Origin of the sequence: Heliorestis convoluta (genome assembly GCF_009649955.1) — a bacterium.
GTDB classification, from domain to species: Bacteria; Bacillota; Desulfitobacteriia; order Heliobacteriales; family Heliobacteriaceae; genus Heliorestis; species Heliorestis convoluta.
The window spans coordinates 2,525,629-2,546,615 of the sequence record NZ_CP045875.1 but is presented as its reverse complement, the minus strand read 5'-3'; the positions used below and the strand labels follow the sequence as shown (position 1 = coordinate 2,546,615).

Below are 20,987 nucleotides of genomic sequence, written 5' to 3'. Positions count from 1 at the left end.
AAGAAAAAGGAGGCTTCTCAACAAGTGAAAAAAAGGCCTGCTTTCCTACTTGTCCGTCTCGGTCCCTGAGGGCTCCAAGCGGCATACCTTCGCAACAGGACTCTTGCATCATCATTCTATTCCGATTTTCTTTGACAAAAGCGTAGGTACAAGCTATGCCAAATACCTATATTTTAATGGACTCTTTCGGTACTTGCAATACCGTAGGTTGCTCATCTTCCAATCGTTCCAAATATTTCTTTGTCGTAATTCCACTGGGATGTATCCAGTTCGGAGCAATTTCGTAAAAAGGGACAAGAACAAAAGCTCTTTCGTACATTCTTTCATGAGGTACGATCAAATTTTCGCTGTCTATGACTTCTTTTCCATATAAAAGCAAATCCAGGTCGAGCGTGCGTGGTCCCCATCTTTCTTTTCTTTGACGCCCCATCTGATCTTCCGTTGTTAGCAGAAAGTGAAGCAATTCTTGCGGAGATAACCAGGTATCAACAACGGCAATGCCATTGAGAAAAGCATCTTGCTCCGTAAAGCCCACCGGCTGTGTCAAATACCAGGAAGAGTAATTTTGCAAAAGGATAGAAGGGTTATACTGTAAAGCGACTAAGGCTTTTTCTAAGTTTTTCTCTTTTTCGCCTAGGTTGCTTCCCAGTCCAATATAGGCTCTATTTATAGCACGATGGATTTCTACAGCCATCGATTGAAAATGCCCTGCAATCGGTGCTTTCATTTTAGCAACTTTGACTGTTACTGCGTTCACCAAGCGATAGCCTTGAAGAATTGTAGCAGCAATCGTTTCTGCCACTGCCTCTAGAAGGGCTCGCGGCTCTCCCTCCATAATGTGGCGCACTTCTTCATAGATTTGCGCATAGTTGATCGTTTCATGTAGGTTGTCTCTTAATCCCGCGCCTTGTAAATCTACTTCTAACGTTACATCGACTTGAAAAGGCTGTCCGAGCACTCTTTCTGCTTCGAGCACGCCGTGATAGCCATAAAAGTCCATGGCTTTAAGAAAGATTTTATCCCTAGTATAGGAAGCTGTCATCACTTAACCCTCCTTACAAGTGCATCTGTCATTTTGGCAGCCCTTACATGGGCTTGTATATCGTGAACGCGTAGAATATCAGCACCTGACATAATGCCATAAACAGATGTAGCTAAAGTTCCTTCTAGGCGCTCTGTAACAGGCAAATGCAAGGTATTTCCAATGAGTGATTTGCGAGATGTTCCCAAGAGGATCGGCTTACCCAGCACTCGAAACTCTGACAATCGTGCCATTACTTCGAGGTTTTGCTCATACGTTTTACCAAATCCAATGCCCGGATCAACCACCAGGGCTTCCTCCGGTACTTGCGCTTGTAGAGCCCACTCTATGGCTTCTTCAAGGGCTTTGATGATTTCTGCCATTAGATCTTTATAGTTTGTTTCGATTTGATTGTGCATCAAAATCAAAGGGACGCCGTAATAGGCTGCCAATGAAGCTATTTCTCGATCATGTCGAAGGCCCCAGACATCGTTGAGAATATGAACCCCCTGTTCAAGGGCAAAGCGCGCCACCTTGCTTTTGTACGTATCAATAGAAATCGGAACAGGACAATGACGCACCAGTTCTGGCAAGAAGGGTTTAAGTCTCTCTATTTCTTCTTCCGCTGTTAAAGCTACCGCCCCTGGCCGAGTCGATTCAGCGCCTACGTCAATAATGTCTGCCCCTTCTGCAATCATTTCTTCCATTTTCTGCAATGCTTTTTCGATATCGTTATAAGAACCACCATCGGAAAAACTATCCGGTGTAAGATTCAGGATCCCCATGATTTGCGTTCTGTTGCCAAGAGTTATCGTCTTACCTCTACAACTTAGATCGCGATAGCGACTTTGTTCATATCGTTGTAAAGCAAGTCGAATCTGTTCTCCCACAGCAGGCAACCCAAAAGGTTGCATTTTTAGTTTCTGCAAAAGTGCTTTGTACTGTTTTTCCGTACCAATTAAAATAGCCGTCGTCGTCTCTACTTCTAATGAGCAGGTACGACGAGAAACGGCGCAGTCGCCACCTTTTGCTAGCATTTCTTGTTTTAATAAGTTCGCAGCTTTCGCTGGCACCTCAGCAATACGAATTAAATATTGAAGGGCTTTCGGTACCATTAAAGCAGTGCCTGCAGGATCACAGCCTGTTTCTGCGATGAGATCGTAGATTTTTTGTCGTTCATGAATCTGTAAGATTTGGACAGGTCCCATCCTATCGTTCCTTTCTCAACTAAGAAGCATTAATATATCAGCTTTCGCTGCTTACGTTCTGGCCAGTTGCATTCTTCTTGCATAGCACAGCGAAAACAGAGTCGAGAGTGGAAGTCGGCCAACGCGAGAATAGAACCCAAAAAAGTCTTGCTAACACCCTTCCATTTATGGCGGTGACATCGAATGGCCTCAGCAATACTCTCTCTTTCTAAGGCTGTAAAGCCACATTCCATAAGCACATTCTCACAATAGTGGGCACCGACTATAGCATGATCCAATCCTTCCTCGTACTGTTTCCACTTGCCCATGTCATGCAAGATAGCCGCTGCATAAATCACTTCTTTCGTTTGATTTCTGCAGCAATGGCCTAGCCCTTTGGAAAAAGAAGAAAAGTCCTCCATTTCAAGAGCCATGGCATAGGCAATGCGCGCTACATCAATAAGATGATCGAGATTATGGTGACAAAAAGGTCTTTGTGCTTCCCATTTTTCATTTTCTTTCAGACATTGCTGAAAAAGTGGATGTTCTAGAATATCTTCAATTCGCTTCAATCCTTCTTCTTCCCTCCATAATGGAAACGCCTATTTTAAGAAAAACCCCGGACTGCCATTGGTCCGGGGTTTTTCTTGCTTAAAATAGACCTACGATCTTGCCTTGGTCATCAATATCAATGGCGCAAGCTGCAGGACGTTTGGGTAAACCAGGCATGGTCATGATAGAGCCGGTGATCACAACGAGAAAACCAGCACCCGCCGAAAGCCTTACTTCTCGAACGGTTACTGTAAAGTCTTTCGGTCTACCAATTTTGGTCATATCATCAGAAAGAGAGTATTGTGTCTTCGCCATACAAATGGGAAGATCGCGATAGCCGAGATCGTTAAAGCGGTTGATATGTTTTTCTGCTTCTGCTGTGAAAACAACATCATTACCACCATATACTTCTGTCACGATTTTTCGAATCTTTTCTTTGAGCGGTTCTGTACTTTCATAAAGAACCTGAAAGTTCGATGCTTTGGTCTCAATCGTTCTTACCACTTTTTCTGCCAGCTCTACGCCACCTTGTCCACCTTTGGCCCATACTTCTGATAAAGCCACTTCGATACCCAATTCAGCACAACGTTGATAGAGAAAGTCCAGTTCTGCTTTGGTATCTGTGGGAAATGCGTTAATTGCAACGACTGCAGGCACACCAAATTTGGCCACATTTTCAACATGTTTTTCTAGATTCTCAAAGCCTTTTGCTAAAGCTTCTACGTTTTCTTTGTTCAGATCTTCTTTTTTCACACCGCCATGGGATTTTAAAGCTCGAACCGTAGCGACAACAACGGTACAAGCAGGCTTTAGACCTGCAAAGCGACACTTTAAGTTAAAGAATTTCTCCGCACCTAAGTCAGCACCAAAGCCGGCTTCTGTTACGCAGTAGTCCCCCAGCTTGAGAGCCAATTGTGTAGCCATTACGGAGTTACAACCATGGGCAATGTTCGCAAAAGGTCCGCCATGAAGAAAAGCAGGTGTGTGCTCTAAGGTTTGTACCAAGTTGGGCTTGATTGCGTCTTTCATTAAAACAGCCATAGAGCCCTGTGCTTCTAAGTCTGCCGCTGTCACAGGCGTTCCTTCATAGGTGTAAGCGACTACAATGCGTGCAAAACGCTCTTTCATATCCTGTAGATCTTTGGACAGGCAAAGGATGGCCATTAGTTCAGAAGCGACGGTAATATCAAAGCCTGACTCCCTAGGAACACCATCGGTCCGTCCACCTAAGCCCACTATCGTATTGCGTAAGGCTCGATCATTTAAGTCTACTACACGGCGAAAAACAACTTGACGAGGATCGATATTTAAGGGATTGCCTTGATGTAAGCTATTATCAATCATAGCAGCCAACAAGTTATGGGCCGATGTAATCGCATGAAAGTCACCGGTAAAATGAAGGTTGATATCTTCCATGGGCACAACCTGGGCATAGCCGCCGCCGGCAGCACCGCCTTTTACGCCGAAGCTCGGCCCAAGAGAAGGCTCACGTAAAGCGATAACAACTTTTTTCCCCAATTGTTGCAAAGCATCTCCTAAGCCAACTGTGGTTGTTGTTTTACCTTCTCCTGCTGGCGTTGGATTAATAGCAGTAACGAGAATGAGCTTTCCTTCTGCTTGCTCCCGAAGTCGATCAAAAGCTTGTAGAGAAATTTTAGCTTTATAATTGCCATAAAGCTCTACTTCTTCAGCAGGAATCGATAGTTTCTCAGCAATTTTCATCACAGGCTGCAATGTTGCTTCTTGTGCGATCTGTATATCGGACTTCACAATCACTCACTCCTTATTTTTACGCTTTTTCCCCTTTGGCTGCATTCTTAGCCATGAATTTATCGAGTGAGATAATAAAGCGTTGATGACGACCTTCTCCGATCTTTTCAACGTCATCATAAGCATGGATATGAAAAGTTATTTTTTTGCCCTCAATAGCAATGACCTCCGCTTCAGCACGGACTTTCATCCCTACAGGGGTAGCCGCCAGGTGGGCTACATCCAAATGAATCCCTACAGTGGCCATTCCTTCCGGCAAGAGCGGATCGACGGCAGATAGTGCGGCCCCTTCCATAAGACCAATCATGGCCGGTGTTGCATAAACATCAACACCACCGGAACCATAGCTTTTGGCTGTCTTCACTTCTGTCACTACTTCTTCTTTGATGGACTTTAGTCCCACTTTTAGGTTTTCCATGGCCTTTTTCACCTAGCCTTTGTAAATATTTCATTCTGATCTTTTTCATTATACGCGCCTTCGATAACAAGTCCAATAGCTTTTTACTCATTTGTTATAGATTGCTCGCAGAGCTTCTTCTATATCGCGATAGATAAAAGTATAGCCTTTTTCTTGCAAGCGTGAAGGCATTACTTGTTGTCCTTCTAGTAACAATTCTTCTGCCATCTCACCAAAGAAAAGTCGTGCCATTGGAGAGGGTAACTTTGTCCAAGCAGGTCGGCCTAACACTTTGCCTAGCCCCTTCATAAAGTCTCTCATCAGCAAAGGCTGCGGGCTCACTATGTTCAAGGGTCCTTCTAGCTCTTTTTCCATAATAAAAAAAATACTCTTAATGAGGTCGTCCCGATGAATCCAGGAAATCCATTGCTCGCCGTCTCCAATAATACCACCAGCCCCAAATTGAAAAGGTAAGTCCATTTTTTTTAACACGCCTCCATGGGGACCTAGAACAAGACCAAAGCGAAGCAAAGCAACTTTTACACCAAAGTCCCGGGCAACCAAAGCTTCTCGTTCCCAGTCCTGACAAAGATGGGCCAAAAAACCTTTCCCGACTTTACTATCTTCCGTAAAAACATGAGCTCTCGAAGTTCCATAGTAGCCTACGGCAGAAGCACTGAGCAAAAAAGGCTGCTTCTTCATTATCCCTTCCAAGCTATTTTGCTTTTCTAGTTCTCGTAAGCTTTCTACAATGCTTCTTGTCATGGTGATACGGCTCTGTCTTAGTTCTCTTTTTACTTCTGGTGACCAACGTTTCCCTGCTATGTTCTCACCGGCTAGATTGATTATGCCATCTAAGGCTCTCATTGTTGAAACTGGAAGTAGCTCTCCTTCTCTTGGAATAGCTAGGTAGTGCAGTGAAGCAGTCCTGCTTTCCTCTCTCCGGCGGGTTGGGACCCACACTTGATGTCCTTCTTCTAGAAGCCTAGTCACAAGCGCTTTGCCTACAAAACCGGTGCCTCCTGTAACTAAAAAATTCATCTTTTTTAGCTCCTCGATAAAAATAAGGAGCAACGCCATTGCGATGCTCCTGCTTAACATGTCAACCTTATAGAATCTTATATTATTTTTTACGATCGTATTGAGAGAAAAATTGGAAAAAAGGATGATAAAACCCAGCTTTTTTTGCTTTCGTTTGAAACTCCTTAAAAGCCTCTATGGCTTCTCGACGTGCTTTTAATCTTTCTTTATCGCCTTTAATGTTGATAGTAAAGCCCTCTTCTGTCTCTTTGATGGAAAACTCCCAAGGACTACAGCTTTTTTTCTTTTCACCTTCTTCTGATGAAAAATCTTGCTGACAACTCTTTTGAGCTTCGCTCACGTAAGGCTCACCTCCTTCATTATTTAGAATGGACCATTGCGATGAAAAGGTTGACTGGAGTCTCTTGGCTTTTTGCGAGAGTGCCACAAAAGCAGGAGTCCTAATAAGGCAGCAATTGCCGCCGTTCCACGAGCTTCTTCATAGAAATTTTGTGTATAAAAGAGCACAGCACAAATGGTAGCTGTTGAAGTCAATAAAGCGAGAACGAGCCGATTGGCCAGGCGAGTCTGAAAAAGTACAGCTCGTTGAATATCACCAAGATTCCCAACCTTAACGTATATTTCACCTAAGTCTGCTTTTTTTAAGGTGCGATTTAACAAGGTTGGCAAGCCAATTAAGGTAGCTCCATAATTTTTTACTTTTTTTAATACGACGTTGGTTAAGCCACCGTCTGTATCGTCCATTAGCTTTTTGATATAAGGTGCTGCAACTTCTGCTCCCATCGTTGGATCTAAGCCAAAAGCAACGCCTGAAGCTGTAACACCTGCTCGACCCATAAAAATTAAGTTAGCAGGAATTTGCATTGGTTGATCATAGACAAATTCACGAAGTTCTGCCGCGATGGGACCTAAATTTTTTGTCTTTTCCATTTCTTTCATTTGGTCAGGAGTATGATTCTCTAAAAAAAACTCCATTGCTTTTCGTACAAGGTTGCGATTGGCATTGGGACGTAAAAATCCCAAATTAGCCATGGCATCAACCATTTTTTCACTATCTCGTTCTACAACAGAAAAAAGTAAATTCTTTAAGTTTTCCTTGGTCGTACTAGAAATCTCGCCTACCATTCCAAAATCTAGAAATACAAGAGTGCCATCTTCTTTTACGTAAAGATTTCCTTGGTGTGGATCGGCATGAAAAAAACCATCAACGATAACCTGGTGCAAGTAAGACTGAACCAATCTCCTACCTAGCTCGGCGCGATCTATATTATGTTTTTTTAAGAAATCATAGTTGTCAATCTTCTGCCCCTCAATAAATTCCATTGTCAAGACTTTAGAAGTAGAGTGGCTCTTATACATACGAGGTATGTATATATTCTCAAATTGTGCAAAATTACTGCGAAAACGTTCTGCATTTCGAATCTCTAAGCGATAGTCTAACTCATCAGAGAAAGTCTGGTGCATTTCCCGATAAATAGCATCTAAATCTAACTGCTTTGGCATGTCAGTAAACCATTTGGCCAAGGCCATTGTAATACGTATGGCTGCAAAATCAGCATGAATAATCTGGTGAATCTTAGGTCGTAAGATTTTTACAGCTACTTTTTCACCTTTTGGTAGGTAGGCTTGGTGTACTTGACCTAAGGAAGCAGCTGCAAGTGCTGTTTCTTCAAAGCTGCTAAATATTTCGTTAATAGGCTTTCCTAGTTCTTCATGAATCGTCTTTTGCACATGATCAAAGGGTGCCGGTGGTACTGCGTCTTGTAGCTGCGAAAGCTCATTTGTCATCTCCGAAGGTAATAAATCTACGCGCGTGGCAAAAAACTGCCCTGCTTTGATCAACAAGCCACCCAACTGAACTGCCGTTTGACAAAAACGATGGGCCATGCTTTGATACAATTCAGTCCATTTTGGTGCCATTGCGCGCTTTCCTAACCGCTCTTCCCGTTTCTTATACCACCAAACTTGAATAAAAAAGGAAATAAACATGCTGGTAATGCGCCAGATACGGTAATAGCGATTCATGAAGTTGCTCCTTTTTGACAATAGAAAAGATTAATATAGGTATTTTGTTTACAGTATATATAAGCAATAACAAATTTGTAAAGCACGGTCAGTCTTAATTGGGACAATCCTGCTCTTACTGAATATTAAAAACCTTCGTTAATCGAGTTAGTTCAAAGACTTCTTTAACCATTCCTTTAATTCCTTGTAAGATGAGTTCGCCACCTTGTTGGCGAGCTCGCTTGTGGATGGCCACTAAGACACCCAGTCCCGCACTATCGATAAAATCAAGGCTTTCCATGTTGATAATAAATCGACTGTGACCTTTCTCTACATACTCAAGAAGTGCTTCTCGAAGTGCTGTCGCTTCTTTAACAGAAACAGTTCCTGTGAGTCGTACTGTCACTTGGCCATTCAGCATTTGAATGTTCTCTTTCATCTCTCGATGTTCCCTCCGTTTGCTATTGTGGAGTGTTACCACACATTCTACATTACTCTAGTTATTATACCTTTTCAACTTCTAAAGAACACCTATTTACACTACACGATTAAGATAGGACTTTAGTATTGTAGTTATTGTAGTAGTTCTCCATAAAGACTTATCTTCCTGCTTTCTTAAGAAAAGACGAAGTTAGGAAAAGGATCTTTAGAAAAAAAAGCAGCCCTCTTTCGTATAGGGCTGCTTTTTCGTAGTAATCTCTTATTCAACAATCCAACTCTCTACAGTCCGATCCCACTGCACAAATTCAGCTTCTTCGAAGTAAATGGCTAATTCTTTCTCAGCAGAAGCGACAGAGTCGGAACCATGAATGACGTTGCGTCCAATATCAACAGCATAGGTTCCTCGAATCGTTCCAGGAGCTGCTTTGGCAGGATGGGTTGCACCCATCATTTCTCTAGATACTGCAACAACATCATTGCCTTCCCAGGCCATAGCTACAACAGGTCCTGATGTGATGTACTGAACAAGTCCTGCGAAAAAAGGCTTGTCTGCATGTTCGCCATAATGCTTCTCAGCCATTTCTTGCGTCAAGCGGATAAACTTCATAGCTACAAGCTTAAATCCCTTTTTCTCAAAGCGACTGATGATGTCCCCTACTAAGCCTCTTTGTACTGCATCTGGCTTAATCATTAGATAGGTCCGTTCCATTGTCGTTCTCTCCTTCGATCTTTACTATCATGTAAAATAAATAAGGGAAGCAAAAGCTTGCTTCCCTTATTTTTTAAGATTTACGGTCGAAGCGTTTTGAAGTAATTCAGCAAACTCAGATGCTTCGATTGTTTCTTTTTCCATCAGGGTTTTAGCAATTAAATGTAACGTATCCATATTCGATTGTAGCAGGCTCTTGGCTTTTTCATAAGATTCTTCAATGATGCGTCGAGCTTCTTTATCGATTGAGAAAGCAACAGCTTCAGAGTAGTTGCGATCTCGCACCATGTCACGACCTAAGAATACCGCTTCTTGCTTATGACCGAAGGTAAGAGGACCTAGCTCTTCGGACATGCCGTATTCTGTAATTATCTTACGAACCAAGTCTGTAGCCCGTTCTAAGTCATTCGATGCGCCTGTCGATACTTCTTTTAGTACCAGTGCTTCAGCGACCCGACCCGCAAGCAGCATTGTTACTTGGTCAAGAATTTGTGATTTTGTCATATAGTGACGATCTTCTTCAGGCAATAAGAGGGTATAGCCGCCAGCACGACCTCGTGGAATGATGGAAATCTTATGGACTGGGTCGGTATGTTCCAGCAAACCTCCAACAAGAGCATGGCCCGCTTCATGGTAGCTTACTAGCTTTTTCTCATAATCACTGATAACTCGTGACTTTTTCTCTGGACCGGCTAGAACACGCTCAATGGCGTTTTCTAGTACATCCATAGAAATTTTCTTCTGCCCTTTACGAGCTGCAAGCAGCGCTGCCTCATTGACCATATTCGCCAAGTCAGCACCGGTAAAACCAGGTGTTCGACGTGCCAATATTTCTAATTCGACACCATCTTCTAGTGGTTTTCCTTTAACGTGAACGGCCAGTATTTCTTTGCGACCTTTCACATCCGGTCTGTCTACAACAACTTGACGGTCAAAGCGACCTGGTCTTAATAATGCAGGGTCAAGAATATCAGGCCTGTTCGTTGCCGCAACAATAATAATCCCTTCATTGGCTGCAAATCCATCCATTTCAACTAGCAACTGGTTCAAGGTTTGTTCTCTTTCATCATGACCGCCACCAAGACCTGCACCCCTTTGTCTACCGACTGCATCAATTTCGTCGATGAAAACAATACATGGGGAATTCTTTTTGGCTTGTTCGAAAAGGTCACGGACTCGAGAAGCACCAACCCCAACAAACATTTCCACAAAGTCAGAACCGGAAATGCTAAAGAAAGGAACACCTGCTTCACCAGCTACGGCTCGAGCTAGCAAAGTTTTTCCCGTTCCCGGTGGTCCAAATAGTAACACACCTTTCGGGATCTTCGCACCGACATCGATGAATTTCTTCGGCTGTTTTAAGAATTCAACGACTTCTGTCAACTCTTCTTTGACTTCATCGGCACCAGCAACATCGGCAAAAGTTACTTTTTTCTTATCATCGTTGTGCAATTTAGCCCGGCTCTTTCCAAATTGCATCACCCGCGAGCCTCCGCCTTGGGTCTGTTGCATCATAAAGAAGAACAAACCGACTAAAAGCAAAATAGGCAACATGGTTGTTAGCAATCCAGTCCACCAAGGTGGTTTCGGCGCTGGCTCCTGGGTAAATGGAATCTGCTTATCCAGTACATTGTCTGTTACACGCTTGATGTCTACAGGCCCTAAGGCAAAGAAAGTAGTTCCATCTGTTTTGACACCCGTAATCTCGTTGCGATCTGGCTCCGTAATAATGGTAAGTTCTTTAATCTGATCGTTAACCAGCAGTTGATAGAACTGCGTGTAATTGAGTCTTTCTTCTGCAGGTTCGGGCTGCGTTGTCATTCTCAGCACAGCAATCGCCAGAAGGACGATAAGAATGTATATGGCAAGGTTTTTTACAATCCGGCTCACTTGCAACCTCCTACACTGTTCTGCCTATTTTCATACCTCTTACAAGGCGTCCAGCAAGTTATTGGAAAATTTCAGCCAGTCTTTGCTATTGTATCACAATTATGACCAGCATATCAAATATTTTTGTCCCAACGAACTTCAATTAATCCTGTACTGTCTTGATTGGCAAGATATCTTCTGTCTGCTCGATAACTCATGACCCAAAGAATTTTTTCTCCAACCACAAGTAAAGGAACTGAATTTCTTTCTCTTCGCGGTACTTTTTCATCGATGAGAAAGTCTTTTACTTTTTTGCTCCCTTTCATCCCCAGCGGCCAGAAACGATCGCCGGGACGGCGACTACGAACAAGCAGCTTTCCTTCTTTCAAAACTTTATCATCAAGCCAAAGAATGTGCTTCCCTTTCTTTTTTAGAGGATCACTTTGTACGTTTGCTTTGTCTCGCTCGTCATTAAGGGGGAAGCAGCATAAAGTCACCTTCCCCAAGGCTTCATGAATAGGTTGACAAGACTGTTCATAATAGCTTTCTGGTATTGTAAGTTCGTAGGAGTAAGGCCTTTCTTCTACCGACATTTCTTCACAAAGCTTCAAAAGACCTTCCTCTCGAACCACTCTTTTTCCGGCTACCTGCGTAATCTCAGGGGACGCACTGCCTTTTGCTGAAAGCTTTTGCTCAATCTCGTTAATTTTTTCAAGACCCAAAAAGGCAGAAGAATGGTGTTTACGTAAGTAATGATAAAGAATTCTTCTTCGTAACGCCAGAGGCAACTGCAACCATGAAGCAATGTGCAACCCTTCTGCTGTACATACTTGCTTATAGACTTCTTGCGTACGTTCTTCTAGATAAGCATCTTCTGCTCTGATTAAATCTGCTGTTCGATTAAGTGATTCAATTAGTCGTGGATTAAAAGTCTCTAACAAAGGTAGCACTTGATGACGTAGACGATTGCGACTATATGTGAGTGACTGGTTGCTGCTATCTTCTCGCCACGCTTCACCGATCAGGTTCATATACTCTACTAGTTCCTGTCTTCGAAAAGGCAACAAGGGTCTAAGTAACATCCCTTGCTGTAGCGACATTCCTGCCAAGCCTTTGAGACCGCTGCCTCGAAGTAAGTGAAACAAGATGGTTTCTGCTTGATCATCGCTGTGATGAGCAAGGGAAATTGCCTGGGCTCCTTGCTTTTTGGCTACATCGTGGAAAAAACGATAGCGTAATTTTCTGGCTTCGTCCATTTTGTTTCCTTTGGCCTTTTCCCAGTACCCTTTCGGGGGACTGTCAACGGCAAAAGGAAGCTGTAGTCGATGCGCTAGCGCTTTTATGAAGTCTTCATCTTCTTGTGATTCTTTTCCTCGCAAGGCATGGTTGTAGTGAGCTACGACCAAATCAAGAGGGTAATAAGGAGAAACTTCACGAAAGAGCCAGAGCAAAGATGTTGAGTCTACGCCACCAGAGGCAGCTACCACGATTTTCTGTCCCTTTTCTAGAACTTTTACTTTTTGAAGGGTCTGTAGAAACCGTTGGGCCAACTGGTTCATTTTTCTCACCCTATTTCTTTTGTCATTTAATTCTACAACCTTTTTCTTTTCCCTTCCTAAAAAGCAAGGGTTCCGGACGAAAAAAAGTAGATAGATCCTATAGCAGGCTTATAGTAGACTCTACAGCTATCATATCCTAATTATTCCATAAAAAAACAGGTCTTCCCGCCCGGTAGACCTGTTCTCTATCTAACTATCTTCACGATTTCTAACAGCCACAACAATGACTGTACAATCGTCATGGGCTCTTCCTTCATGATCTTGTAAAGCTTCCTCCATAATAGCATCGGCAAGGCGTTGCGGATTTACTTCTTCTGTCCCTATCAGATAAGAGTAAAGCCAATCTTCAACGTATCTTTCTTGCCTTTTTCCCTTGTTCTTACCATCTGCGATTCCATCGCTGACCATAATCAGCAAATCACCAGGCAAAAGGGAAGTTGAGAGAACCTCCACTTCTAAAGATTTTATAATGCCAAGTGGTAAAGAAGAGGCTTGGAGAAACTGTACTTTGCGACCTCTTTTTAGATAACTTGGCGCTGCGCCTAGCTTGATCATTTCCAATTCAGCGGAAGATAGATCAAAGGCTGCCATGTCTACCGTTGCAAAAGAATCGTCTTCTGTTGTTAAGCCAATCAAGGCATTGACCGCAGCAACAGTTTCTTCTGCTTCTACACCGGCTTTTGAAAACTGCTCTAGCAGTGCTAGAGTAGCGCTACTTTCTCTCGCTGCTTTTGCACCAATTCCTGCACCATCACTCAAGGCAACGATTTTTTTAGACGTAGAGCAGGACCAAGTGCCGATGCTGTCTCCACTAACAGCACTTCCAAAACGTGGTGCTTGCGCCGTTGCAATTTCGACACCATATGGTTTTTCGGATGAAAGCAAAAAGGCGCAACTTCCCTTTTGTCCTGAGCAGTTGCTGTTGTTCACTGTCATGGGCTTGTTAAGTACTTCTGCTACAGTGGGAACTGCTACTTCTGCACAAGACCATTGACCACTACAACCCCTGCCGCCTACTTCCAAAATCCATTGTTGAGGATAGACTTCCTCATCGATGCTTTTTAGCTGAAATCCTTTTGTAGCCAACACTTCTTTTGCTTTTTTTAGGGCTCCTTCTGGTGCGCCCTCGATGACCATTTCTCGTGACAAAGATTCCATCCATCGAGAGAGTCCCTTATATTGAGCACTGACCAGATTTTTGCTTTCTTCCATGCGACGTCGCCAGTATCGGTCTACTTCAATGGTTTCAAATAAAGACCGAATGGTCGCAGAAAGTTCTCCCCAGCGAGCACACTGGACATGGAGCTCACGTGCTGTCATTTCACCTTTTTCTTCCATTTCCTCTAGGAGTGCTTCCAGATGTTGACGAGTGCGCTTCTCGTCTCTTTCCCAACAAAGACCGTAGCTAGAGCAGTCTTTGCATACTCTCTCTTCTATGGTTTCATAGAAAGCGGTCCACTGTTTAGGGCGACTCTCTTCTTGTGATAGTTCTGCTAAAGTTTGAGACAATTGACGAAAGATACTGCCCATTTCTTCTAGGCGTTTTGACACCACAGAAAGAGCCACTTCTTCGCTTTTTTTCTCAACTTTATTTCGAATACGTTGATGAATTTTAGCAAGCCAACGAGGTGGCATGATCAGGAAGAAAGCACTGGCTATCGCTGCTTCTAGAAAGAGCTTGGCGACTTGTTCTCCATTGAGTAGGTAAATGGATAATATAAAGTGACCCATAAAAAAACCAGCTATAATGCCTGGCTTTGCCCATTTCCGAAAGAGTCCGGCCAAAAGACCTGATAGTGTGAGCATCGCCATAGAGGTCGGTGCACCAAAAGAAGCAAGGGCTGGTAAAAGACCTAAGGCTACGGCAGTAACGGTACCACCTGTTACACCAAAGGTTGCTGCACCGATCAAAATGATGAGTCCAGAAAATATTGTAAGTAACGATAGCCCATATAAAGGCTCTGTCGGAATTCCCAGTGCTGCCAGTAGAACCATCATGAGAATACTAGCAGTTGCTTCTGTGCTCCAAGCTTTGGCGTTCTTATCTTCTAGGCTTTCTAGCGCTTTAACCATAACAATAACAAGTAGGCCTGCCACGAGCCCTTCAAAAAGTACAAGTAAGGTACCATAGACAGTAGGGCCTTCCCATATTGTTGCAGCACCGCCTACTGCCCAGAGCGTAAGAAGTACAAGTAAAGCCAAATGGGATAATGATATATCTTTATATCGTTGTAGAGTAAAGCCTAGCAATGCGATGGTAAACCAAGCTAAAAGTTGAAACAGAGGGTTAACGATTACTGCATCATCAGGAAAAATGATGGAACCTTCCGTTATCCATAAAGAAGCCCAACCAGCAATCATTCCCGCCATGGCAAATAATAGTCGATCTGGTTTTCTCGTTGCAACCAGTGCAATTAGAGCAGGTGCAGCAACAGAAAGACCACCTAGGATGGTACCTCTAGCAAAGAGAAATAGAGTTATCCACCACAACCAAGCTGCCATATCCATTTTTCTGATGATTTTTATAGGCATGACAAAGGCTGCTGTTATCATCGCGGTCATAGTTTGTGTCACATTTTGCATGAGGGGCCTAGTATTTTTGGTAATCGTTTTTTGGAAATTAGGTCCTGCTCTTTTGTCATATCCTTGATTCCATATTCTTTTAAGAAATCCTTTCTGAGGTTGTGGCGCCTCCGCTCTGATCCGACGAAAGGGGTATACATTTGGTTCATCCCACAATAAGCATCCCTCCTTGGTGCCCTTCTCCTTCAAAAGCAAAGGATATGGTATAATCTGGAATTCTTTTTTATTATAACGAACTATACCAGCAAACTTTGTCGTCATGGCGAAAATAAAGAAAAGTTTTTTTCGATGAATAAATACAAAAAAAGCTGAAAGCTACAATTCCCTTGTAGCTTTCAGCTTTTTTATGCTTTTGCAGTTGTAGCAACAGAGTAAGTTTGTTCCACAGAAGAGCCTTGTTTGTCAGCCATAATTTGGCGAGTTGCTAGTTGTCCACAAACAAGTACAACGGGCACACCACCGCCTGGATGAACACTGGCCCCAACAAAGTAAAGATTGCTTACATCCTTTGACTTAATGTGAGGGCGAAAATATCCTGATTGAAACAGCGTAGGAGCCAACCCAAAGCCCGAGCCTTGATAGGTGTTAAATCGAGCATTGAAGGTCTCTGGCGTATAGATTCTTTCAAAGTCAATATGCTTTCGCAAGTCTGTAAGGCCACTACGTTCTAGCTTATCCAGAATCTTTTCTCGATAGATTGGAACAGATTCCTGCCAGTTGATAGAGCTATCTAGGTTGGGAACGGGACAAAGAACATAGATAACTTCTTTGCCTTCTGGTGCTACTGTGGGATCAATCTTTGTCGGTGAGTACACGTAAAGTGCTGGATCATCGGGAAAAACTTTTTCTTTAAAGATCTGATCGAGTGTTTCTTTATAGCTTTTGGTGAAATAAATGTTGTGTACATCCATTTGTTCATATCGACGATTCGTACCTAGATACAGCATAAGGGCACCGCAGGAGTTGGTCATCGATTGAATTTTCTGGGCACTGTACTTGCCACGGTAAGGCTCCACAATAAGTTTTTCCATGGTCATGGGGAAATCCATGTTCGAAACAACGACATCGGCGTAGTGAATCTCTCCGTTGGCCAGTTTAACACCTTTGGCTTCGCCTTTTTCAATAACAATCTGCGTAACTTCTTGGTTCAAATGGAGTTGGCCGCCTTGCTCTTCAAAAACACGGACCAGTGCTTTTGAGATGGCGTTCATGCCTCCTTTGGGATACCAAATCCCTGTAAGACCATGTTCAACGTAAGCAATGATCGTATAGATAGAAGGTGCGTCATAGGGAGAGATGCCTAGATAGATGGCTTGGAACGTTAAAGCAATGCGCAATCTTTCATCTTTTATGTAGCGACTGATGTCAGCATACATACTATTTAGTGTTTTTAATTGCCACATGCCCACCAGTGTGTCTACGTTTAAGAAGTCACCGAGAGAATTAAAGTTCTTTTCAATGAACTTGTGCCGTGCCGCCAAATATCTCGGATTGATCTGGGCTAAATATTTGAGATAGCCGTCTACATCTTCGGGACTGATTCGTCGTATTTCGTCAAGATGTTCTTTTAAGTCTGTCGACGGCGCGATGGATGTACCATCGGCAAAATTAAGTCGATAGCAAGGGTTAAGACGGACAAGGTCTACGTAGTCTTCAAGGTTACGATCGATTTCTCGAAAAAATTGATGAAATACATCGTTCATCATTAATATCGTTGGGCCTATATCAATGGTATAGCCTGATGCCTCAATAGCACTGAGGCGACCACCTGCAGTATGCTCTTTTTCGAAAATGGTAACGTCCCAACCTTGATGGGCCAGTTGAACAGCTGTACTTAGACCGGCTGCCCCTGCTCCTACCACGATGACTTTTCCCTTTTTTGATGAATTCCTTTTCACTCGTTAATTCTCCCTACTATGTGTATGACAATCTTTTGGGCTTACCTACCAAAGGAGTCGACAAAATTATGCAGGTACACTAACGCCTTCAATTTCATCTTCTATATCCTGATAGATTTCCATCAGCTTCTCTAGCTTATCTTCATCGGCATCCCAGAAGCCGCGGCTGTTTGCCTCAAGGAGTCGTCGCACGATTCCACGCAGGGCATGGGGATTCAGTTCTTGTAACCGTTTCCTCATCTCATCATCGGTCACATAAACTTCTGTGATCTCATCATATACCCAGTTGTCGACCGCTTCAGCTGTCGCACTCCAACCAAAAGTGTTGTCGACTCGAGATTGAATTTCTCGTACGCCTTCATAACCGTGCTTAAGCATACCTTCATACCATTTGGGATTTAATGTTTTCGTTCTTGTCTCAAAACGAATCATTTCTTCCAGGCCTCGAATCTGAACTTTCGGCGTTGTCGTATCGGCTACGAGCACGTTTGGCTTTTCGCCACGAATGCTCTTAACAGCTGCGGATACGCCACCTAGGTATTCATAGTAGTGATCAATGTCTACGATACCTACTTCAGAAGAGTCTATGTTCTGAAAGCTTGTATCGACACTCGATAAAGCAGAGCGATAGATGGCGTCAGCCACTTCTCCACGAACTTGCTTTCCGTAAGCAAAACCTTTTCGTTTAATGAAGGTATCAGCCAGTTCTCCTGCTTCTTCCCAAGCGCTGTTCTCAACCATTTGGTTGACATTGCCACCATAACTACCTGGCGCGTTGGAGAAGATACGGGTTGCAGCACTTTCTAATGGAATATTCATTTCTTCTGCTTGCGCAAGAGCATGCTTACGAATGTAGTTCCTATCGCAATCTTCATCGGCAAGAGCAGCCATTTTTACGGCTTCATCCAGTAACTCCATCTGCCCTTGGAAGATGTCGCGGAAAATGCCGGACACCGTCACTACTACATCGATTCGTGGTCTGCCCAACTCTTCTAAGGGTATTAGGCGCAGTCGGCTCATTCTTCCTAGATCATCAGGCACAGGCTCGACACCCATTAATGCCATAGCTTGGGCAATGCCTTCTCCGTATGTTTTGATATTATCGGTGCCCCATAGCACAACAGCAATTGATTCAGGATAGCTCTTCGTGCTGTCGTATAGCTTTTGCAACATCATGTCGGCGACTTTTCGACCGGCTCGTACAGCAACGGGAGTCGGAATGGCCTGGGGGTCAAGTGCATGACTATTCTTCCCTGTTGGAAGGGTTTTGGGATTACGAACTGGATCTCCACCAGGCCCCGGCAGCGCATAGTTGCCATCTAAAGCGTGGCAAAGGCAGTTCATTTCCTGCGATAAAACAATGTCTTTGACAACATCTTGCAGATAGATAAAGGTTTTCGCAGCGGCCGTTACGTTAAAATCAACACCGTAAGATGATTTTTGACGCAATCTTTCTTGCATCGTTTTGGCTGCAATCGCTTCGGATTTACTGCGGAGAAAACGGAATGTACCACCTTTGTCTTTCTCCATGAATTGCTCAATCATTTTTTCTACACCGATTTTCACGGTTTCTCTGACCAATTCTAAATCTTTTAAGGCTTGTTCACCACCAGCTTCTGATAACTTTTCCAGATCGGCTAATTTTTTCCCGATCGATTCTGCAGTTAAAGATGCCAGTGACTTTACCGCCTGTTCAGGACGGTCATAGTAGCTGATGGCTGTTACATAATCTGTGAGTGTTTCTACTTCTGGTGCTTCCCCTAAGATATGTAGTCCTGTTGGAATCAGTCTGTTTTCCAGATCCGTAAGATAAACGTACAGCTTGCCAACAAAATCTTGACCGGGCTCTGAAGGAACAGGCACATCTTGTTCTAAGTTGAGAGCAATTACTTTTTCTACAATCGTTTCTAAGATAGATTGACCTCGTGAATTGTGTCGATTTTCGCGCCACATGCTGACAAGGTCTTTAAGATCCCGTAAGTCTCGATAGAGCCCTGCATTTTCAGCGGGTGGCGTAAGATAAGAGATAAGTGTTGCAGCGCTGCGACGTTTGGCTATTGTACCTTCTGAAGGGTTGTTTACACTGTAGAGATAGAAATTAGGCACAGGACCTAAAAGTCGCTCCGGCCAGCATTGGTCGGTTAAACCCACTTGATGGCCCGGCATGAATTCCAGTGCACCATGGGTCCCAAAGTGCAACAAGGCATCGGCACCATAAATTCGATCAAGCCAGCGATAGAAGGCCGCAAAGCCATGATGCGGTGAAGCAGAGCGAGTAAAGAGTAGCTTAATGGGGTCGCTTTCATAACCAAATGAAGCTGCACCCCTATAAATACATTGCCAAAGTGACGACCAAAAATGAGTAAGCTAGAACCATCTGTGTTCAGTTCACCCGGTGGTTCTCCCCAGGTCTGCGCAATTTCTTTCCAATAAGGATTGATTTGCTCATACTGCTCCATGGTCAGACGATCAGCAATATTTAAGTTAGCCGATGGCAATTGAGAAGATTCGTCTTCAATAATTGCTTTAATTAAAGCTTCACGGCTTTCTGGAATTTCAACTGTATAGCCTTCTTTTTGCAGTCTTTGTAGCAACAGATAGAGAGATTCAAAGACATCTAGATAGGCCGCCGTACCAACGTTTCCTTTATCTGGTGGAAAACTAAAGAGTACAATGCCAACTTTTTTATCACGATTGGCTTTGTTACGAAGCGTCAAAATACGACGCATTCTTTCTGTCAGCAGTTCGATCCGTTCCGCAATAGGAGTTGCTTTCGATCCACCGTGAATGTTATAACCACTATACACAGTAGGAGCAATGAGGCCATCCAATTCAGGAATGGCAACGTTAAGAGCTACTTGTACGGGATTGAGACCAGACATATCCCCTTTCCACTCATCAATCGTCTGGAATTCGAGTGGAATGGCTGATAGATAAGGAACACCTAACTCTTTTAATACTTTTACAGCGCTTTCGGCATCGTTGGAAGCGGGTCCACCGACTAAGCTAAAGGAAGAAAGGGTAATGACTCCATCTACCTTGGCATAGGCGCCTTTATCCATAAAGAAGTTTTCTACAACACGTCGATAATCTAAGCCTTTGGCAATGCCTGCGATGACACCAATGCCTTTGCTTTCTAGAGCGCGAATGACTGCATCATAGTGATCATGGTTATCTGCTAGCAAGCTTGTGCGTAATATAATAAGACCTACTCGTAAAGCTGAAGGCGCTCTGTCTTTGTACCATGCTTCATATTCTGCTCTTGACGTAAACCAGCGCTCACCATCAGGATGATAGATGCCTTCTTCGGCATACTCCACAGGTGCATCAAAAGTAATATTCTCAGTTGGTGCAAAGTATTGCTTCGATAACATTAACAACATGCTTCTCAAGTTTTTCGGTGAACCATTGAGCCAATACAGGTAACATAACATATAGGTTCGTAAGTCTTGCATTTTTCCTGGAATAAACTTGAGAACTTTTGGTACTGTCTTAATTAAAGCCATCATCTGATCTGTTTTGAGAGGCGGTCCTGATGACTTTTTCACTGTTTCATTTTCATCGTCTTTGCTACGTTTAAATCGCTTCAATAGCTTGCTATATTCGCTAGATTGTTCACTACCCATCTTGAATCCGCCCATGCGCGTGAGTTTCATCAATTCGGGCATCGCATTAAGAATGACAACGGTTGGAACTTTTTGTCCTTCTTGACGAATTACTTTGGCAATGTTTCTGGCTATATCATCGACAAAAACATGGGCTACATAGAGCAGATCGGCTCTTTCTACAGCTTGCCGAAATTCTTCTAATTTATCTAAATCTTTCAATTCATGAACACAGAAAGCTTCTACTTCGATTTGAATGGGTTGATCACTTTGGTTAATACCATCGATGGCTCTACTAAAAGCTGTACACATCTGCCGTTCCAAATAGACATGGACAAAGCGCATAACCCG

General features: G+C 43.4%; 14 protein-coding genes and 1 pseudogene. All 15 read right to left on the bottom strand.

Annotated elements, in window-relative coordinates:
- Positions 1 to 166: 166 nt before the first annotated feature.
- The 15 genes and pseudogenes from folK to bchH all read right to left on the bottom strand — a co-directional run bounded on the left by folK (position 167) and on the right by bchH (position 20,981).
- Positions 167 to 1,042 carry a 2-amino-4-hydroxy-6-hydroxymethyldihydropteridine diphosphokinase gene (gene folK, locus FTV88_RS12165; RefSeq protein ID WP_153725868.1) on the bottom strand — a complete coding sequence of 292 codons (876 nt, stop codon included), beginning with the start codon at positions 1,040 to 1,042 and terminating at the stop codon, positions 167 to 169.
- On the bottom strand, positions 1,042 to 2,229 hold the full coding sequence (gene folP, locus FTV88_RS12160) for a dihydropteroate synthase (protein ID WP_153725867.1): 1,188 nt from the start codon (positions 2,227 to 2,229) through the stop codon (positions 1,042 to 1,044). The genes folK and folP overlap by 1 nt, the downstream gene beginning before the upstream one ends.
- A gap of 29 nt (positions 2,230 to 2,258) precedes the next feature.
- The gene (locus FTV88_RS12155) at positions 2,259 to 2,780 is read right to left on the bottom strand and encodes an HD domain-containing protein (protein ID WP_153725866.1); all 522 of its coding nucleotides are present in this window, start codon (positions 2,778 to 2,780) and stop codon (positions 2,259 to 2,261) included.
- 79 nt (positions 2,781 to 2,859) lie between these two features.
- Positions 2,860 to 4,530, bottom strand: coding sequence for a formate--tetrahydrofolate ligase (locus tag FTV88_RS12150; RefSeq protein WP_153725865.1), 1,671 nt, complete (start codon positions 4,528 to 4,530; stop codon positions 2,860 to 2,862).
- A gap of 19 nt (positions 4,531 to 4,549) precedes the next feature.
- Positions 4,550 to 4,948 carry a thioesterase family protein gene (locus tag FTV88_RS12145; RefSeq protein WP_153725864.1) on the bottom strand — a complete coding sequence of 133 codons (399 nt, stop codon included), beginning with the start codon at positions 4,946 to 4,948 and terminating at the stop codon, positions 4,550 to 4,552.
- Between the two features lie 87 nt (positions 4,949 to 5,035).
- A complete protein-coding gene (locus FTV88_RS12140; protein ID WP_162008032.1) occupies positions 5,036 to 5,968 on the bottom strand; it encodes a TIGR01777 family oxidoreductase in 933 nt (310 codons plus the stop codon).
- Between the two features lie 82 nt (positions 5,969 to 6,050).
- Positions 6,051 to 6,308, bottom strand: a complete 258-nt coding sequence (locus tag FTV88_RS12135) for a hypothetical protein (RefSeq protein WP_153725862.1) — start codon at positions 6,306 to 6,308, stop codon at positions 6,051 to 6,053.
- Between the two features lie 23 nt (positions 6,309 to 6,331).
- On the bottom strand, positions 6,332 to 7,993 hold the full coding sequence (locus tag FTV88_RS12130; protein ID WP_153725861.1) for an ABC1 kinase family protein: 1,662 nt from the start codon (positions 7,991 to 7,993) through the stop codon (positions 6,332 to 6,334).
- A gap of 115 nt (positions 7,994 to 8,108) precedes the next feature.
- Positions 8,109 to 8,411 carry an STAS domain-containing protein gene (locus FTV88_RS12125; protein WP_153725860.1) on the bottom strand — a complete coding sequence of 101 codons (303 nt, stop codon included), beginning with the start codon at positions 8,409 to 8,411 and terminating at the stop codon, positions 8,109 to 8,111.
- Between the two features lie 261 nt (positions 8,412 to 8,672).
- Positions 8,673 to 9,122, bottom strand: a complete 450-nt coding sequence (gene ndk / locus FTV88_RS12120) for a nucleoside-diphosphate kinase (RefSeq protein ID WP_153725859.1) — start codon at positions 9,120 to 9,122, stop codon at positions 8,673 to 8,675.
- Positions 9,123 to 9,188: 66 nt separating this feature from the next.
- The gene (ftsH, locus tag FTV88_RS12115; RefSeq protein ID WP_153725858.1) at positions 9,189 to 11,012 is read right to left on the bottom strand and encodes an ATP-dependent zinc metalloprotease FtsH; all 1,824 of its coding nucleotides are present in this window, start codon (positions 11,010 to 11,012) and stop codon (positions 9,189 to 9,191) included.
- 113 nt (positions 11,013 to 11,125) lie between these two features.
- Positions 11,126 to 12,550 carry a tRNA lysidine(34) synthetase TilS gene (gene tilS / locus FTV88_RS12110; protein WP_162008031.1) on the bottom strand — a complete coding sequence of 475 codons (1,425 nt, stop codon included), beginning with the start codon at positions 12,548 to 12,550 and terminating at the stop codon, positions 11,126 to 11,128.
- Between the two features lie 189 nt (positions 12,551 to 12,739).
- The gene (locus FTV88_RS12105) at positions 12,740 to 15,289 is read right to left on the bottom strand and encodes a SpoIIE family protein phosphatase (RefSeq protein WP_162008030.1); all 2,550 of its coding nucleotides are present in this window, start codon (positions 15,287 to 15,289) and stop codon (positions 12,740 to 12,742) included.
- Positions 15,290 to 15,477: 188 nt separating this feature from the next.
- On the bottom strand, positions 15,478 to 17,031 hold the full coding sequence (locus FTV88_RS12100) for a phytoene desaturase family protein (protein WP_153725855.1): 1,554 nt from the start codon (positions 17,029 to 17,031) through the stop codon (positions 15,478 to 15,480).
- Positions 17,032 to 17,097: 66 nt separating this feature from the next.
- Positions 17,098 to 20,981, bottom strand: a pseudogene (bchH, locus tag FTV88_RS15920) (magnesium chelatase subunit H).
- Positions 20,982 to 20,987: the final 6 nt, after the last annotated feature.

What these genes read in the sequence shown, in the direction of transcription:
- FTV88_RS12130 (WP_153725861.1), bottom strand. Translation starts at nt 7,993, where the DNA reads ATGAATCGCTATTACCGTATCTGGCGCATTACCAGCATGTTTATTTCC.
- folP (WP_153725867.1), bottom strand. Translation starts at nt 2,229, where the DNA reads ATGGGACCTGTCCAAATCTTACAGATTCATGAACGACAAAAAATCTAC.
- tilS (WP_162008031.1), bottom strand. Translation starts at nt 12,550, where the DNA reads ATGAACCAGTTGGCCCAACGGTTTCTACAGACCCTTCAAAAAGTAAAA.
- folK (WP_153725868.1), bottom strand. Translation starts at nt 1,042, where the DNA reads ATGACAGCTTCCTATACTAGGGATAAAATCTTTCTTAAAGCCATGGAC.
- FTV88_RS12125 (WP_153725860.1), bottom strand. Translation starts at nt 8,411, where the DNA reads ATGAAAGAGAACATTCAAATGCTGAATGGCCAAGTGACAGTACGACTC.
- ndk (WP_153725859.1), bottom strand. Translation starts at nt 9,122, where the DNA reads ATGGAACGGACCTATCTAATGATTAAGCCAGATGCAGTACAAAGAGGC.
- FTV88_RS12140 (WP_162008032.1), bottom strand. Translation starts at nt 5,968, where the DNA reads ATGAATTTTTTAGTTACAGGAGGCACCGGTTTTGTAGGCAAAGCGCTT.
- FTV88_RS12145 (WP_153725864.1), bottom strand. Translation starts at nt 4,948, where the DNA reads ATGGAAAACCTAAAAGTGGGACTAAAGTCCATCAAAGAAGAAGTAGTG.